This is a genomic window from Pseudomonas rosaeacicularis (genome assembly GCF_057128745.1).
This window is the reverse complement of record NZ_JBSKHT010000004.1, coordinates 72,059-89,158: the sequence shown is the minus strand read 5'-3', so window position 1 is coordinate 89,158 and position 17,100 is coordinate 72,059. Positions and strand designations below refer to the sequence as shown.

Sequence of the window (17,100 nt, the reverse complement as noted above, 5' to 3'; positions counted from 1 at the left end):
TGTTGTTGACGCGAATCAACGCAACACAGAAACCATCTGCGCCAACGTCGTCAGCACGTCTTTGGCCAACTGCTTGGAGCGCTCGCCGGACCAGCCCGTCAGCGGGTTTGGCGCATCGTCGTTGTCTTTGAAGGGCATCTCCAGCGTCAGGGCCAGGCATTGGTAACGTTCACCGACGCTGTTGCAGGCCAGGTTCATGTTGGCTTTGCCGGGTGCCGAACGTGGGTAGCCGTAGCGGGTTTGAAAGTCCTGTGTGATTGCACTCAACCGCGCGCGGAAATCAGCTTCCAATTCTTTCTGCTTGGGCGTGTAGCCCGGATTGCCCTCGCAGGCAGCGGTGAATACGTACGGGATTTCCTCGTCGCCGTGTACGTCGAGGAACATGTCCACGCCGTATTTTTCCATCTGCTGCTTGACGAAGAACACTTCCGGGCTCAGTTCCGGGGTCGAGTCCTGCCAGGCACGGTTGAGGTCCTTGCCCTGCGCGTTGGTGCGCAAATGACCGTGGAATGAACCATCCGGGTTCATGTGCGGCACAAGGTACAAGTCAGCCTGTTCAAGCAGTTCGGCCAACTCGTTGTCGTGGCCCTGCAGACGCTCGATCACGCCTTCCATGAACCACTCAGCCATGTGCTCGCCGGGGTGTTGTTGGGCGATGATCCAGATTTTACGTTTGCCCTCGGCGCCATCGCCTTTGCGCAGCAGTGGGATGTCCCGGGCCTCGACGCTTTTGCCGGTGGCGAGCAGTTCAACGCCCGGCACGTTCAGGGCTTGGCCGACCAGCCATTCGTGGCGTTCGCGGCTGTAAGGTTCGAAGTAAGCGAACCAGATCTGAGCTTGGGTGGGCGACAGGTTGAAATTCAGGGCTTTGCCGTCAAAGGTGCTCGGCACGCGGAACCAGGTTTTCTGGTCGTAGGACGCCGCAGCGTTGTAGCCGCTCCAGGCGCGGTTGTAGCTGGACTCACTGGCGTTGGTCAGACTGAAACCGTGAGGCTGGCCAATCTGCATGCCGTCCACCTTGAAGTGGAACCACTGAAAATGCGGGCTTTTGGTATCGGGGCGGATAGCGAGCTGGATGCGTTGCGGATCGCTGGCGTCGATCACGGAGATGTTGCCGCTGTCGAAGTCTGCGCTGATGGAAAGCAAGGTCTGGGTCACGGAGAAATCCTGAGTACGTTAGTGCCAACTCATGCCGCCAGACCCGCATGGCGTTGAAGTGCACGGGGTCTCTGGGCTGTTATGACACTTACTTTACACGGATCGAACGGACGGGCTGCGACGTATTGTTCCGTCAAACGGCCATGCAGCCGGATGATTTACCCGCGCCTTTAAAGCGCCGAAGAGATGGCCTCGGCTGTGACCAGTAAACTGCACAAAAACGCTGTCAGCAATAACCATCCGATATACACCCGACGCTTGCGGCGATGCCAACCGCTGGCACCCAGGACAGCAGCAGGGGTCTGGAGCCCGCACCATTGCCGTTCGGTGGCTTTGAAGGCGGCGAGATGGGAAGGGGCCGCATCCAGCCAGTGGCGAAATTCGATTCGCTGGCTTGCGGTGGCGTGAGGGCTTTGCAGGTGCACGTACCAGCGATGGGCTTGCGTGGTGGCCGGATCGGTGCTGATGGCGTTGCCGGTTTGATCACTGCACTGTTCGAGCACACGCACCATGGCGCGCTCGACCGACGCCACACTGATCTCCAGTAACACAGCGATATCGGCGTAGGAGAGTCGATCAAGACGGCTAAGCAGGAAAATCTGTTGGGTGCGGCGGGGCAGCTTTTGAATACGGCGGCGGAGCTCGTCGGATTCTTGACTGAGCGGTGTATCGGGTTGCCGCGATGGCAAGCTGAACAGTGAGGAGAATTGGCCCGTCATAATGATTTCACTCGCTGCGCGTCCATGTTCATCCCTTGATGAGGAGTGGGGGCATCGTCCGTGACGCATGGGCAGAGTAGGCTTTATGAGACTCATTCTCAAGTGCTGCGTTCATCATAGTGACGCATATTGCAGAATGTGTCGTTTTTGACCTCATCCGCCTTCAGTGCCAAAGATTCTTTTGCTATGATCCGCGCCATCGAAACAGACCCCTCTTCATTAGCCTGAAGAAAAGCAGCACCCCGAACCTAGATGGCCGCAAAGGCCACGCCCAAAAAAAAGACCCGGCCTAAAGAGCCGGGTCAAAAACCGTGATTAGCCTGATGAGGAGATAATCCGGAAGCCGACCTAAGGCTTCTGGGTTATCAGCCGATCTTGCGATCGGCTTGGTGCAATAGTAATCATTATCATTTGAGAGTCAAATCTTTTTTGCTTGCTCGCGAAAACGCATTCTCGACGCCTGCCGTTTTTGACGTGCGCTGGTTTTCGTTGGAGCGAGGCTTGCCCGCGAAGCTGTGTCGAAAATGATGGAAGTGAATCAACTGTTCCAGCTTCTTCGCGGGCAAGTCGCAATGCCGCCCACTCGCTCCAACAGGATCAGCGTTTGCTTCGCGACAGCGCGGCGTATCGACGACGGGGAATCTCCTACAAGAAGCGATGCTCTCAATCAATCGGCAGCTCTGTCGTGCGTTTCACTTCACTCATCGCGATATTGGAATGGGCCTCCTGCACATGGGGACTTTGCAGCAGGTGATCGCGCAAGAATCGCTCATAGCTGGCGATATCCTGCACCACCACCTTGAGCAGGAAATCCATGTCGCCGGCCATGGTGTAACACTCCAGCACCTCGGGATAACCGATCACGGCTTCTTCGAATTCTGTTAGATAGCGCCTGCCGTGCCCCGACAGCTTCACGTCGACAAATACAGTGGTGGTCAGCCCAAGTTTGGCGGGGTTGAGCAGGGCGACTTTGCGCTCGATGACACCTTCTTCCTGCAATCGATTGATGCGCCGCCAGCATGGCGATTGCGACAGCTCCACGCGCTCGGCGATCTCCGCCGCCGAGAGGTCCGCATCGTGCTGAAGCAGGCGCAGAATCTTGCGATCAATGGCACTTAATTTAACCTGCATGAATTGACCCTTTTTTATTATTTAAATGAAACAGGCATGCAGGATCTCAACAGATTTACGCCGATTTAGAAAGAAAAAGCCTCATCGCCACGGGCACTATTTGATCCATAAGCGCCGGGCTGACCGTCCCGTCGCCTGAGCAGGCAGACCCTCGGTTCGCGCTGCTCCTTTCATTCAAAACGCACCGTATAAAAACAAGGAGTGCATGAATGTCTTTGGCCGATATCCGTCTGGACGATAAGTACCGCCTCGCAACCGGGAACCTTTATCTGACCGGCACTCAGGCGCTGACACGCCTGCCGATGCTGCAAAAACAACGTGACGAGGCCCGCGGGCTGAACACCGCCGGCTTCATCTCCGGTTATCGCGGTTCGCCGTTGGGCAATCTCGACAAGAGCCTGTGGGAGGCCAAGGAATATCTTCAGGAAAACGCCATTCACTTTCAGCCCGGCGTCAACGAAGAGCTGGCAGCAACGGCGGTGTGGGGCAGTCAGCAGGTCAATCTTTTCCCCCATGGCAAATACGACGGTGTCTTCGCCCTTTGGTACGGCAAGGGCCCTGGGGTAGACCGCTGCGGCGATGTGTTCAAGCACGGCAACTCGGCTGGCGTTTCGGAAAATGGCGGCGTGCTGGTGCTGGCCGGTGATGACCACGGTTGCAAATCCTCCACCATCGCTCATCAAAGCGAGCACGCATTTATCGCCTCGATGATCCCGGTGCTCAATCCCAGCAACGTCCAGGAAATCCTCGATTACGGCATCATCGGCTGGGAGCTTTCGCGCTATAGCGGGTGTTGGGTGGCAATGAAAACCATCGCCGAAAACGTCGACTCATCGGCGGTGGTTGAGGTCGATCCGCTGCGAATCGAAATCCGCGTTCCCGACGATTTCGAATTGCCCAAGGACGGCTTGCACATCCGCTGGCCTGACCCGCCCCTGGCCCAGGAAGCGCGGCTCAATACCTACAAAATCTACGCCGCCCGTGCGTTTGCCCGGGCCAATAATCTCAACAAAGTGATGATCGATTCGCCCCAGCCGCGACTGGGCATCATCACCACCGGCAAATCCTATCTGGACGTGCGTCAGGCCCTCGAAGAGCTCGGCATTGATGAAGACTTGTGCGCGCAAGTGGGTATTCGCGTGCTCAAAGTCGGCATGAGCTGGCCGCTTGAACCGGTGTCGGTGCACGGTTTTGCTGAGGGCCTGGATGAAATTCTGGTCGTCGAAGAAAAACGCAGCGTGATCGAGGACCAGCTCACGGGCCAGCTCTACAACTGGCCTGTCGATCAGCGTCCTCGTGTGGTCGGCGAATTCGACGAAGAAGGGCGCTCTTTGCTGCCCAATCTGGCCGAACTCACCCCGGCGATGATCGCCCGGGTCATCGCCAAACGCCTCGCACCGATCTACAGCAGCCCGAAAATCGAAGCCCGTCTGCAGTTTTTGCAGGACAAGGAAAAGGCCCTCGCTGCGCCGCTGTTCAACACCCAGCGCATCCCGCATTTCTGTTCCGGTTGCCCGCACAACACCTCGACGCGCGTGCCCGAAGGCAGCCGTGCGCTGGCAGGCATCGGCTGTCACTACATGACTATCTGGATGGACCGGGAAACCGAAACCTTCACCCAGATGGGCGGCGAGGGCGTGACCTGGATCGGCCAGGCGCCATTCACTGAAACGCCCCACGTGTTCCAGAACCTGGGTGACGGCACTTATTTCCACTCTGGCCACTTGGCAGTGCGGGCGGCGGTCGCGGCCAAGGTCAATATCACTTACAAGATTCTTTACAACGACGCAGTGGCCATGACCGGTGGCCAACCCATTGACGGCATTCTGCGCGTCGATCAACTGAGCCGTCAGGTGTTCAACGAAGGCGTGATGCGCATTGCGCTGGTGTCTGACGAGCCGGACAAATACCCGAGCCGCGAGGCGTTTGCGCCGATCACCACGTTCCATCACCGACGCGACCTGGACACCGTGCAGCGCGAGTTGCGGGAGTTCAAAGGCGTGTCGGTGATCATCTATGACCAGACCTGCGCCACGGAAAAGCGCCGCCGCCGCAAACGCGGGACGATGCTCGATCTGGACAAACGCGCGGTGATCAACCCGGCGGTGTGCGAGGGTTGCGGCGACTGCGGCGTGAAATCAGGCTGCCTGTCGGTGCTGCCTAAAGAAACCGCCCAAGGCCGCAAGCGCGAAATCGACCAAAGCGCCTGCAACAAGGATTTCAGCTGCGTTGAAGGCTTCTGCCCAAGCTTTGTGACCGTACACGGCGGTAAGCTGCGTAAGCCACAATTGCCCAAACAGGCGTCAGCTTTCGCGGCGCTGCCGGACCCGACCCTGCCAGCGCTGGATAAACCCTTCAATATCCTGCTGTCAGGGGTCGGTGGTACGGGTGTAACCACGGTCGGCGCGATGCTGGGTTACGCGGCCAACCTGGAAGGCAAGGGTTGCAGCGTGCTGGATCAGGCGGGTCTCGCGCAGAAGTTCGGCCCGGTGGTCAGCCATATCCGAATCGCCGCGCGCCAGAGCGATTTGTTTGCGGTGCGCATTGCTGCCGGCGAAGCCAATCTGCTGCTGGGCTGTGACTTGCTGGTGGCGTCCGGCCCTGACGCAATCGCCAAACTCAACAGTGCCAAGTCCTACGCCGTGATCAACAGCCAGCAAATCCCGACAGCGGAATTCACCCGTAACCCGGATGCCGAATTTCCAGCCGAAGCGATGATGCAGACCATCCGTGACGCGGTAGGCGCCGAGAAGACCCACTTTGTTCAGGCAACCGATCTGGCGACCAAGCTGATGGGCGACAGCATCGCCAGTAACCTGTTCATGCTCGGATTTGCCTTCCAGTCGGGGCTGATCCCGTTGACGTCGGCTGCCATCGAGAAGGCCATCGAGCTGAATGGTGTGCAGGTCAATCTCAATCAGCAGGCTTTTTTGTGGGGCCGTCGAGCGGCGCACGACTTGCCAGCGGTGCAGGCTGCCGCCAATCCTGACAGTGTTGTGGTGGAAGATTTCCAGGCGCTGGATCTGGATCAACGGCTGGAGAACAACGTCAAGCAGCTGACCGAGTACCAGAACAAGGCCTACGCCGAACGATATTTGCAGTTGGTGTATCGGGTGCGTGACGTTGAAAATCAGCTGTTTCCCGGTCAGCAGCCGGCGTTGACCGAAGCGGTGGCGTTCAGTTACTTCAAGCTGTTGGCGTACAAGGACGAGTACGAAGTCGCACGGCTGTACAGCAACGGCGAGTTCACCCGTCAGCTTCAGGCGCAGTTCGAGGGCGACTACCGGCTGGAATTCCATTTGGCGCCGTCGTGGCTGGCCAAGCGCGATCCGCACAACGGCACCCCGCGTAAACGCAGCTTCGGGCCGTGGATGTTGAAAGCGTTCGATGTGCTCGCCAGATTCAAGTTCCTGCGCGGGACTGCGATTGATCCATTCGGTCGCAGCCTTGAGCGGCATCAGGAGCGGGCGCTGATCGACAGTTATGTGGCTGACATCGAGCTGATCCTCGCGCACCTGAAGACGAGCAATCGCCACACGGCGCTGAGTCTGGCGCGTTTGCCGGAGAAGATTCGCGGTTACGGCCATGTGAAGGAAAACGCGATGAAAGCCGCTGGCTTGCAGGCAGCGCGGATGCGTCAGAGTCTGGTGAACGGGGAAGTGGTGTTGCCAGCGTTGTATGAGGTGGCTGCGTAAGGATGCAGCGCCGTTGAATTGTATCGTTCCCACGCAGAGCGTGGGAACGATCAATCTATTCGCCCTGCAACTCCACCAACACCGTCCCCTCGCTGACCATTTCCCCCTCGGCGCAATACAAGGCCGTCACCACGCCCGCATACGCCGCGCGCACGCTGTGTTCCATCTTCATGGCTTCGAGCACCACCAATTGCGTACCGGTCTCGACAGCTTGTCCCACTTCTACCAGCACCCGAACGATGCTGCCGTTCATGGGCGCAGTGAGGCCGCCGTGTTGCGCGTGGCTGGCCTCAACCGCTGCAATGGGATCGACACGCTTGATCGCGTATAGCTCGCCTTGCCACTGCAGATAAAGCGTGTCATCCCGCCGAACCGCCCGATGCTGGCGACGTACGCCGTTGTGCTCAATGGTCAATTGCTCGCCGCTGAGCTCGATGTGGGCAGCGTCCAGGCTACGCAGCTGAACCTTCTGCTGCTCAGTCCCACAAATCAGGTGCAGATCAACCTCGTTGGGCAAGCCGAACCGCTGACCGTCCAGAGTCGACCACGGCGAATGGACATCATCCTCGCGCACTCGCGGCGGAGTACTTTGCCGAAACGCCTGGGCGGCGGCATGCCAGAAATCAACTGGCAGTTCCTGAGCGGGTGGCAGCAAATCGGCCTGATACCGAGGAATGAAATCGGTGTCCAGTTCAGCAGCAGCGAACGCCGGATGGCCAATGATCCGACGCAAAAAAGCCAGATTGCAGCGCAGCCCACCGATGGCGAACTCATCGAGCATCGCCAACAAACGCAAGCGCGCCTGCTCGCGGTTCTCGCCCCAGGCAATCAATTTCCCGAGCATCGGATCGTAAAACGGCGACACCATATCGCCCTCGGCCACGCCGCTATCGACTCTTCGGCCCGGCCCAGGCGCCGACTCGCGGTAGACCTCCAGCGTGCCGGTGGCGGGCAGAAAGTCATTGCCTGGGTCTTCCGCATACAGCCGCACTTCGATGGCGTGCCCGATCAGCGGCACCTGATCCTGAGTGATGGGCAGCGTTTCGCCTTGGGCCACGCGAATCTGCCACGCCACCAGATCAAGGCCGGTGATGGCCTCAGTGACCGGGTGCTCCACTTGCAGGCGGGTGTTCATTTCCATGAAGAAGAACTCGCCACGGGCATCCAGCAAGAACTCCACCGTGCCGGCGCCGACATAGCCGATGGCCTTGGCAGCACGCATTGCAGATTCGCCCATGGCGCGGCGCAGCTCGGGGCTCAGACCGGGGGCAGGGGCTTCTTCGACGACTTTCTGATGCCGACGCTGAATCGAGCAATCGCGCTCATTGAGGTACAGACAATTGCCGTGTTGATCGGCGAACACCTGGATTTCCACGTGGCGCGGCTTGAGCACGTACTTTTCGACGAGCATCCGCGAATCACCGAACGATGATTGCGCTTCACGCTGTGCCGAGGCCAATGCTTCGGCCAGATCCTCATCACGTTCCACCACCTTCATGCCCTTTCCGCCGCCACCGGCCGTGGCTTTGAGCAGGACCGGGTAACCGATTTTCGCGGCAGCGGTGCGGAAGGTCTGGGCGTCCTGAGCTTCGCCGTGATAGCCCGGCACCAATGGCACACCGGCCAGTTCCATCAGGGATTTGGCGGCGGATTTGCTGCCCATGGCGTCGATGGCCGAGGCGGGCGGGCCTAGAAAAATCAGACCGGCCTGCTCGATGGCTCGGGCGAAACCGGCGTTTTCCGAGAGAAAACCATAACCTGGATGAATCGCCTGGGCGCCACTGGTCTGGGCGGCAGCGATCAACTTATCGATCAGCAAATAGCTGTCGGCGGCTTTGCTGCCCCCCAGATCGACGCAGATATCGGCTTCACGGGTATGCCGCGCATGGCGATCAGTGGCGCTGTGCACGGCGACGGTGGTCAAGCCCATGGCTTTGGCGGTGCGCATTACGCGGCAGGCGATTTCACCGCGATTGGCGACCAGCACGGTGGTCAGCGTGACGGGTTTGATGATGCTCATTCGGCCGACTCCCCATTTTTATTGTGCTGTTGCCAGGCGGGCGGACGTTTTTGCAGAAAAGCGCGCAAGCCTTCCTGGCCTTCAGGGCTGACGCGAATCCTCGCGATGGCGTTCTCACTGAATCGCCGTCGCGCCGGAGTCAGTTCGCCGTTACCCATTTCCCGTAGCAAATCCTTACTGGCGCGCATGGCTTTGGGGCTGTTGAGGAGCAGGTTGTCGACCCAGCGCTGCACCTGGGATTTAAGCTCGTCCAGCGGGTAACACTCAGCCAGCAGGCCAATGTCCCGGGCGCGCAGGCCGTCGAAACGCTCGGCGGTCAGCGCATAGCGGCGTGCGGCGCGCTCGCCGATGGCCTGCACCACGAACGGGCTGATCACCGCAGGCGCCAGGCCGATTCGCACTTCAGACAGACAGAACTGCGCATCCTCGGCGCCAATCGCCATGTCACAGCAACTGATCAGGCCCAGCGCACCGCCGTAGGAGGCGCCCTGAGCAACGGCCAGCGTCGGGATTTTCAGGCGCGCGAGGTTGTACATCAGCTCGGCCAATTCCTGAGCGTCACGCAGGTTGGTGTTGTAATCCAGATTGGCCGATTCCTGCATCCAGGCCAGATCGGCGCCGGCGCTGAAATGCTTGCCGCGCCCGCGCAGCACCAAAAAGCGCAGGGTTGTATCGGCCTGCAATTGATCCAGCGCGATGATCAGCTCGCGGATCATCAGCGCGTTGAAGGCGTTGTTCTTATCCGCACGGTTCAGCCAGAGGGTGGCGAAGCCTCGCGGGTCGTGCTCTATCTGGACGGTTTCAAAGTCGGTCATGGTCTGTCCCTGGATTACATTCGGAAAATGCCGAACTGCGTGGGCTCGATGGGCGCGTTGAGCGAGGCAGAAATCGCCAGGCCCAGTAGGTCGCGGGTCTGCGCCGGGTCAATGACGCCGTCATCCCACAGCCTGGCGCTGGAGTAGTACGGATGGCCTTGAGTTTCGTACTGATCGAGGATCGGCTGTTTGATCGCCGACTCTTGCTCGGCGCTGAAGCCTTGCCCGCTGCGTTCGGCCTGTTCGCGCTTGACCTGCACCAGCACGCCAGCCGCTTGCTCACCGCCCATGACGCCGATGCGCGCGTTGGGCCACATCCACAAAAAACGCGGGTCGTAGGCCCGGCCGCACATGCCGTAGTTGCCCGCACCGAAACTGCCGCCGATGATCACTGTGAATTTGGGCACCTTCGCGCAGGCCACGGCAGTGACCAGCTTGGCGCCGTGCTTGGCGATGCCGCCGGCTTCGTATTTCTGCCCGACCATGAAGCCGGTGATGTTTTGCAGGAACAGCAGCGGGATGCCGCGCTGACAGGCCAGTTCGATGAAATGCGCGCCTTTCTGCGCAGCTTCGGCGAACAGGATGCCGTTGTTGGCGAGAATCGCGATCGGGTAGCCGTGCAGATGGGCAAAACCACACACCAGCGTGGTGCCGAACAGGGCTTTGAATTCATCGAACACCGAGCCGTCCACCAGCCGTGCGATGACTTCTCGTACATCGTAGGGCTGCTTGGGGTCGGCGGAAATGACCCCGTATAACTCGTCACCGGCATACACCGGCGCTATCGGGGCGCGTACTTGCAACTGGCCGTGTTTGCGCCAGTTGAGGTTGGCAATGCAGCGTCGAGCCAGAGCCAGCGCGTGTTCATCGCTGTCGGCGTAGTAATCGGCAACGCCGGAGATCTTGCAGTGCACATCGGCACCACCCAGGTCTTCGGCGCTGACCACTTCGCCCGTGGCTGCTTTCACCAGTGGCGGGCCAGCGAGAAAGATTGTGGCCTGATTGCGCACCATGATCGCTTCGTCCGCCATTGCTGGTACATACGCGCCGCCTGCCGTGCAGGAACCCATCACCACGGCGATCTGCGCGATACCCTGGGCGCTCATGTTCGCTTGATTGAAGAAGATCCGTCCGAAGTGCTCGCGGTCCGGAAACACTTCGTCCTGCCGAGGCAGGTTGGCGCCCCCCGAATCCACCAGGTAAATGCACGGCAGACGGTTTTGCTGGGCGATGGTCTGGGCGCGCAGGTGTTTTTTCACGGTGAGCGGGTAGTACGAACCGCCTTTGACCGTGGCGTCGTTGGCGATGATCATGCATTCCACGCCTTCGACCCGTCCGATGCCGGCGATCAGGCCAGCCGCAGGCACCTCTTCGCCATACACCTCATGGGCCGCCAGCGGGCTTAGCTCAAGAAACGGTGAGCCGATATCCAACAGCCGATTGATGCGCTCCCGGGGCAGCAACTTGCCTCGCGATGCATGGCGCTCCTGGGCTTTGGCGCCGCCGCCTTGTTGAACCTGATTGAGCAACTGGCGCAGGGCATTGACCTGGGTGCGCATGGCTTCGGTATTGGTCGCGAACTCAGCAGAGCGCGGGTTGATCTGGGTCGTCAGAATTGCCATGGAAACTACTCCGAAATAGGGGGGCTGTGCTCACAGGTCCCGAGGCTCTTGCTTGCAGCTTTACGCTTGAAGCTTGCAACTCGCCCCGCGCCTATTTCGTTTCATTGAACAGTTCACGCCCGATCAACATACGGCGTATCTCGCTGGTCCCGGCGCCGATTTCGTAGAGTTTGGCGTCGCGCAACAGGCGGCCTGCGGGGAATTCATTGATGTAGCCATTGCCACCGAGGATCTGGATCGTGTCCAGAGCCATTTGCGTGGCGCGTTCGGCGGAATAGAGGATCACGCCGGCGGCGTCCTTGCGCGTGGTTTCGCCACGCTCGCAGGCTTGGGCCACGGCGTACAGGTACGCGCGACTCGCATTGAGCTGGGTGTACATGTCGGCGACCTTGCCCTGGATCAGCTGGAATTCGCCGATGCTTTGACCGAACTGTTTGCGGTCGTGAATGTACGGCAGCACCACGTCCATGCAGGCCTGCATGATCCCGGTCGGGCCGCCGGAGAGCACGACGCGCTCGTAATCCAGGCCGCTCATCAGCACCTTTACGCCGCCGTTCAAAGCGCCGAGCAGGTTTTCTTCCGGGACCTCAACGTCGTCAAAAAACAGTTCGCAGGTGTTGGAGCCGCGCATGCCGAGCTTGTCGAACTTGCTGCCACGGGAGAAACCTTTCCAGTCGCGTTCGACAATGAAGGCACTGATGCCGTGGGCGCCTTTCTCCAGATCGGTCTTGGCGTAGATCACGTAAGTGTTGGCGTCAGGGCCGTTGGTAATCCAGGTTTTGCTGCCGTTAAGCACGTAGCGGTCGCCGCGCTTGTCGGCCCGCAGCTTCATCGACACCACGTCGGAGCCGGCGTTGGGTTCGCTCATGGCCAGCGCCCCGATGTGTTCGCCAGAAATCAGCTTGGGCAGGTAGCGCGCCTTTTGCTCTGGATTGCCGTTGCGATTGATTTGGTTGACGCACAGGTTCGAATGCGCGCCGTAGGACAGCGCCACCGAAGCCGAACCGCGACTGATTTCTTCCATCGCCACCACGTGGGCCAGATAACCCAGCCCGGCGCCGCCGTATTCTTCGCTGACCGTGATGCCCAACAATCCCATCTCACCGAACTTGCGCCACATGTCAACGGGGAACAGATTGTCTCGGTCAATTTGCGCGGCGCGCGGGGCTATTTCGGCTGCCACGAAGTGCTGAACCTGATCGCGCAGCATGTCGATGGTCTCGCCGAGGGCGAAATTGAGGCTTGGGTAGTTCATGGCGCTGGAATTCCCTGTTGTTTTTGGAGTGCTGTCGGGCAGCAATATCGGGTATCACCTTTACGTTAACGTAAACCTTGGGGCGAGGAGCTGTCAACGGGGACGACGAGAGCACGGGGAGGAGGGGATTGGGCGAATGGCTTGATCAGACAGCACGAAGGGGAGCCGAGGCTCCCCTTCAAGTTTCTGTTGCATGCTCTTTTTTATTTTTAGGCGGTCTATTGTTGTTTTTGGCAACCGGCCTCTTTTGCTTTTTTGAGCAACCCCCAACCGGGGTTAAGAGCAAACGTATTTTTTTGAGCGCTGATGCTGCTTTTACTGCTGCTCGATGGGAGCAACTGTCCAACCGTTCGGGAGCTACCTGAAGGTAGTTTTATTGTTCTCTGCCCGGTTGTGAGGCCAAAGCCTCGTAAAGCGATCCACTCCAAAAAAATCTGTTAGCTGCGTCTCTGTCCGTGTTGTTCTTGTTATGTCAGAGCCGATACGTATTGTTTTTATTGGGTTACTGCAGTTTGTTGTTTTTGTTGTACCTGTGACATAGCAGATGCCGTGCCAATTTTGTCAAATCCTTTAAAAACAGGCACTTGAGTAATCAAGCGGGAGGCAAATCAGCCCATGAAGGCCATCATTTGTTTCCGTGTTACCCGTTTTAGCGACTTTCAATGCCAGTGAGGGTAACACTCTGTGACAAGTTGTCGCACCCTCAAGCCGACAGACGTGCCTTCGCCACCCGCGAACCATTGCTACGCTTTAGGGCCGCACATATTCCCTGGCCCGCCAAAATCAACTTGTCCAGGTCGATTCCGGTGTCGACTCCCAAGCCGTTGAGCATGTACAAAACATCCTCGGTTGCGACGTTACCGGTCGCGCCCTTGGCGTACGGGCAGCCGCCAAGCCCCGCCACAGAGCTGTCGAATACCTGAATCCCTTCCAGCAAACTTGCGTAGATGTTGGCAAGCGCCTGGCCGTAGGTATCGTGAAAATGCCCGGCCAACTGGCTGCGCGGCACTTGCCTGCCGACCACCTCAAACATTGCCCGCGTCGCGCCTGGCGTGCCTGTACCAATGGTGTCGCCGAGCGAGATTTCATAGCAGCCCATCGCGGCCAGCTCATTGGCCACCGCTGCCACTTGTCCGGCTGGGACGTGGCCTTCATAGGGGCAGCCGAGCACGCATGATACGTACCCGCGCACCTGAACGCCGTGGGAACGGGCGGCGTCCATCAGCGGCACAAACCGCGCCAGACTTTCGCTGATCGAACAATTGATGTTGCGCTGTGAGAAGGCTTCCGACGCCGCCGCGAACACGGCGACCTCTTTCACGCCTGCGGCGAGGGCGTCCTCAAAGCCCCTCACATTGGGCGCAAGGGCTGCGTAGGTCACGCCGGGTTTGCGCTGGATCTGTGCAAACACCTCGGCGGAGCCGGCCATCTGAGGCACCCATTTGGGTGAGACGAAACTGCCCACTTCGATATAGCTCAGGCCGGCATCGCTCAGCGCATCCACCAGCATCACCTTGTCGGCAACGCTGATGGGCAGGGACTCATTCTGCAGACCGTCTCGTGGCCCGACTTCAACCAACCGAACATGGGTGGGCAGAGACATGGCTTTTATAACTCCAGAACATGATTATTATTTTAGGTTTGCGGGCTAATCGATTGATTTAGCTCAGTTTTGCCGAGTGCCATCTTGCAGCGTTCTTCTGCGGTATCCAGCTCAAGTTGCATTTGCTGAATATCGAGCAGCTGCTGATCGAGCTGCGCGCGTCGTTCGGTGATTTTGCCGAGCATGGTGTTGAGCTGCTTGTGATTACCACCTTCCGGGTCGTACAAACCGATCAGATCCCGACATTCCGCGAGCGAAAATCCAATGCGCTTGCCGCGCAGAATCAACCTCAGCGTGACCTTGTCGCGCCCAGTGTAAACCCGCTCAAGCCCACGTCGCTCTGGCGTTAGCATGCCTTGCTCTTCATAAAAACGGATAGTTCGGGTGGTAATGTCCAGCTCGCGAGCGAGGTCGGAAATGCTGTATGTCTGGGTACTCATGCAGGGAAGGCTCGGACGTGATAGCGAGAGGCTAAGCTACGGCGCGCTTGACGTTAACGTCAAGCAAGGGATGCAGTCGGACCATCGACTGTTATCCTTTAGGCCACTAATTACCCATCTAAATCAGATGGATGCGATTCGCTACTCAAGCACTTTCGAGCTTGCGTTCATGAGCCGTGATCCCTTGGCACAGCTCAATCATTTGCTCGCGCATCCACCGGTTGGCTGGGTCCTGATCCGTGCTTTCGTGCCAGTACAGGTGACTTTCCACCGTCGGCACATCGTTCACCGGCAGATACACATAATGCAGGTCATTGCGACGGGCGAAGCGCTCCGGGACGGTCATTACCATGTCGGTCTGCTGCAGCACTTGCGAGGCCATCAGATAATGCTGCGAGCGCAGGGCGATCTTGCGCTGAATGCCCATCTTGCCCAGCGCAAGGTCAACATGGCCCAGGCCGGCGCGGCGGCTGGAAATATGAATGTGAGTCAAGGCCAGGTAATCGTCGAGAGTGATCGGGTTCTTGCTGGCCAGCGGATGCCCCTTGCGCATGGCGCAGACATATTTGTCCTCCATCAGCTTGACGTGCCGTACCTGTGGGTCGGTATTGAGCGGCGCATCGATGGCGAAATCCAGGCGGCCGGCGGCCAGTTCTTTGGTGGTTTCACGTCGTTTGGACAGAAAGCTTTCAATGACCACCGCAGGCGCCAGACGCCGCAAGCGTTGAAAAAGCGAGGGCAGAATCACCGCTTCGGTGAGGTCGGTCATGCTGATGCGGTAGTTCTTGTTAGCCTGCAGCGGGTTGAAAATCCGGCTTTCCTGCACTGATACCCGCAGCAACGACAGCGCGTTGCGCACCGGGCCGATGATGTTCTGCGCCATGGGCGTGGGCACCATGCCTTGTGCGGTTCGCACGAATAGCGGGTCGTTGAAGGTTTCACGCAAGCGCGCCAGGGCGTTGGACACTGCCGGCTGGGTGATGCCGACGATCTGACCGGCGCGGGTCAGGTTGGCTTCGGTGTAGATGGCGTCAAAGACAATAAAGAGATTGAGATCGACCTTGCTCAGGTTCATTGCTGCGCGCCTCGTGCTGTTTTTTTATTTTGGTTGAATCGCCCGATCATATATCGGTTATGAATGTTTATACACGCCGAGAATAGGTTAGATAAATGGTGAGGCGTGTTCTAGCATCGGCAGCAAGACCTAAATAACCTCCCAGAAGGTAGTTGCCCATGGATTTCGCTTACTCCCCCAAGGTTCAGGCGCTGCGTGAGCGCGTGACGGCGTTCATGGACGCTTACGTCTATCCCGCAGAGCCTGTCTTCGAACGTCAGGTGACCGAAGGCGATCGCTGGCAGCCGACCGCAATCATGGAGGAGCTCAAGCTCAAGGCCAAAGCTGAAGGGCTGTGGAACCTGTTCCTGCCGGAGTCTGAGCTGGGTGCCGGCTTGACCAATCTTGAATATGCGCCATTGGCGGAAATCATGGGCCGCTCACTATTGGGCCCCGAGCCCTTCAACTGTTCGGCGCCGGACACCGGCAACATGGAAGTGTTGGTACGTTATGCCAGCGAAAGCCAGAAACAGCGCTGGCTGGAGCCCTTGCTGCGGGGCGAGATTCGTTCGGCCTTTGCGATGACCGAGCCAGACGTTGCATCGTCAGACGCCACCAACATGGCCGCCCGCGCTACCCGAGAGGGTGACGAGTGGGTCATCAATGGACGGAAATGGTGGACATCCGGCGCTTGCGATCCCCGCTGCAAGATCATGATTTTCATGGGTTTAAGCGATCCGGACGGCCCGCGTCATCAACAACATTCGATGATCCTGGTGCCTACCGATACGCCTGGGGTGAAGATCGTTCGTCCGCTGCCGGTCTTCGGTTATGACGATGCCCCCCATGGTCACGCAGAAGTGTTGTTCGAAAACGTCCGCGTGCCGTACGAAAACGTACTGCTGGGTGAAGGACGCGGCTTTGAAATTGCTCAGGGGCGGCTTGGGCCTGGTCGTATTCACCACTGCATGCGCTCGGTGGGCATGGCCGAGCGAGCGCTGGAACTGATGTGCAAACGCTCGGTGCAACGCACGGCATTCGGTCGCCCGCTGGCGAGATTGGGCGGTAATATCGACAAGATCGCCGACTCACGCATGGAAATCGACATGGCGCGTCTGCTGACTCTTAAAGCCGCTTACATGATGGACACCGTGGGTAACAAGGTGGCCAAAAGTGAGATCGCGCAAATCAAGGTGGTCGCGCCCAATGTTGCGTTGCGCGTGATCGATCGAGCGATTCAGATCCATGGTGGGGCGGGGGTTTCAGGTGATTTTCCACTGGCCTATATGTACGCGATGCAGCGTACGTTGCGACTCGCCGATGGCCCGGATGAGGTTCACCGGGCAGCAATCGGCAAGCATGAAGTCGGCAAATACGTGCCGAGGGAAATGATGCGCAGCGAACACCGCTAAATAGCGTTCCGGGCAGCCTGCGACTGGTCAAGGACGGCTGATACACAACCCGTGGGAGCGGACCTGTCCGCGAAGAGGCTCGTACATCCGGCGGGTCTCTATCGCCCAGAACACCGCATTCCCGAACAGGTTCGCTCCCACAGGAAATTGCTCGTCTCCACATCACCATTCACAAT

Annotated in this window: 12 protein-coding genes; 2 read left to right on the top strand and 10 right to left on the bottom strand. The window is 58.8% G+C overall.

Translation table 11 applies throughout. The annotated features are described in order from the left end of the window. Positions 1-15 precede the first annotated feature (15 nt). The 3 genes from ACWKWM_RS07045 to ACWKWM_RS07035 all read right to left on the bottom strand — a co-directional run bounded on the left by ACWKWM_RS07045 (position 16) and on the right by ACWKWM_RS07035 (position 3,008). Entirely contained in the window at positions 16-1,158 is a 1,143-nt protein-coding gene (locus ACWKWM_RS07045) for a M14 family metallopeptidase (protein WP_483845447.1), read from the bottom strand. Positions 1,159-1,328: 170 nt separating this feature from the next. Next, positions 1,329-1,877: a sigma factor-like helix-turn-helix DNA-binding protein gene (locus ACWKWM_RS07040; protein ID WP_483845446.1), complete on the bottom strand. Its 549-nt coding sequence runs from the start codon at positions 1,875-1,877 to the stop codon at positions 1,329-1,331. A gap of 663 nt (positions 1,878-2,540) precedes the next feature. Continuing rightward, on the bottom strand, positions 2,541-3,008 hold the full coding sequence (locus ACWKWM_RS07035) for an Lrp/AsnC family transcriptional regulator (RefSeq protein ID WP_483845445.1): 468 nt from the start codon (positions 3,006-3,008) through the stop codon (positions 2,541-2,543). A 209-nt stretch (positions 3,009-3,217) separates the two neighbouring features. On the opposite strand from ACWKWM_RS07035, the gene ACWKWM_RS07030 reads away from it, so the two are divergent. Next, positions 3,218-6,703 (top strand): indolepyruvate ferredoxin oxidoreductase family protein, encoded by a 3,486-nt coding sequence (locus ACWKWM_RS07030; protein WP_483845444.1) that lies wholly within the window; start codon positions 3,218-3,220, stop codon positions 6,701-6,703. Between the two features lie 55 nt (positions 6,704-6,758). On the opposite strand, the gene ACWKWM_RS07025 is transcribed toward ACWKWM_RS07030, so the two are convergent. The 7 genes from ACWKWM_RS07025 to ACWKWM_RS06995 all read right to left on the bottom strand — a co-directional run bounded on the left by ACWKWM_RS07025 (position 6,759) and on the right by ACWKWM_RS06995 (position 15,533). Beyond that, a complete protein-coding gene (locus ACWKWM_RS07025; protein WP_483845443.1) occupies positions 6,759-8,723 on the bottom strand; it encodes an acetyl/propionyl/methylcrotonyl-CoA carboxylase subunit alpha in 1,965 nt (654 codons plus the stop codon). Beyond that, entirely contained in the window at positions 8,720-9,538 is an 819-nt protein-coding gene (locus tag ACWKWM_RS07020) for a gamma-carboxygeranoyl-CoA hydratase (RefSeq protein ID WP_483845442.1), read from the bottom strand. Before ACWKWM_RS07020 ends, ACWKWM_RS07025 begins: the two co-directional genes overlap by 4 nt. Positions 9,539-9,552: 14 nt before the next feature. Further along, a complete protein-coding gene (locus tag ACWKWM_RS07015; RefSeq protein WP_483845441.1) occupies positions 9,553-11,160 on the bottom strand; it encodes a carboxyl transferase domain-containing protein in 1,608 nt (535 codons plus the stop codon). Between the two features lie 91 nt (positions 11,161-11,251). Continuing rightward, positions 11,252-12,415: an isovaleryl-CoA dehydrogenase gene (locus ACWKWM_RS07010; RefSeq protein WP_483845440.1), complete on the bottom strand. Its 1,164-nt coding sequence runs from the start codon at positions 12,413-12,415 to the stop codon at positions 11,252-11,254. 703 nt (positions 12,416-13,118) lie between these two features. Continuing rightward, entirely contained in the window at positions 13,119-14,018 is a 900-nt protein-coding gene (locus ACWKWM_RS07005) for a hydroxymethylglutaryl-CoA lyase (protein WP_483845439.1), read from the bottom strand. Positions 14,019-14,050: 32 nt separating this feature from the next. Then, positions 14,051-14,458 (bottom strand): MerR family transcriptional regulator, encoded by a 408-nt coding sequence (locus ACWKWM_RS07000; RefSeq protein WP_483845438.1) that lies wholly within the window; start codon positions 14,456-14,458, stop codon positions 14,051-14,053. Positions 14,459-14,603: 145 nt separating this feature from the next. After that, entirely contained in the window at positions 14,604-15,533 is a 930-nt protein-coding gene (locus tag ACWKWM_RS06995) for a LysR family transcriptional regulator (RefSeq protein ID WP_483845437.1), read from the bottom strand. Positions 15,534-15,691: 158 nt separating this feature from the next. Between ACWKWM_RS06995 and ACWKWM_RS06990 the strand changes: the two genes are divergently transcribed. After that, the gene (locus ACWKWM_RS06990; RefSeq protein ID WP_483845436.1) at positions 15,692-16,924 is read left to right on the top strand and encodes an acyl-CoA dehydrogenase; all 1,233 of its coding nucleotides are present in this window, start codon (positions 15,692-15,694) and stop codon (positions 16,922-16,924) included. The last annotated feature ends 176 nt before the right edge of the window (positions 16,925-17,100 follow it).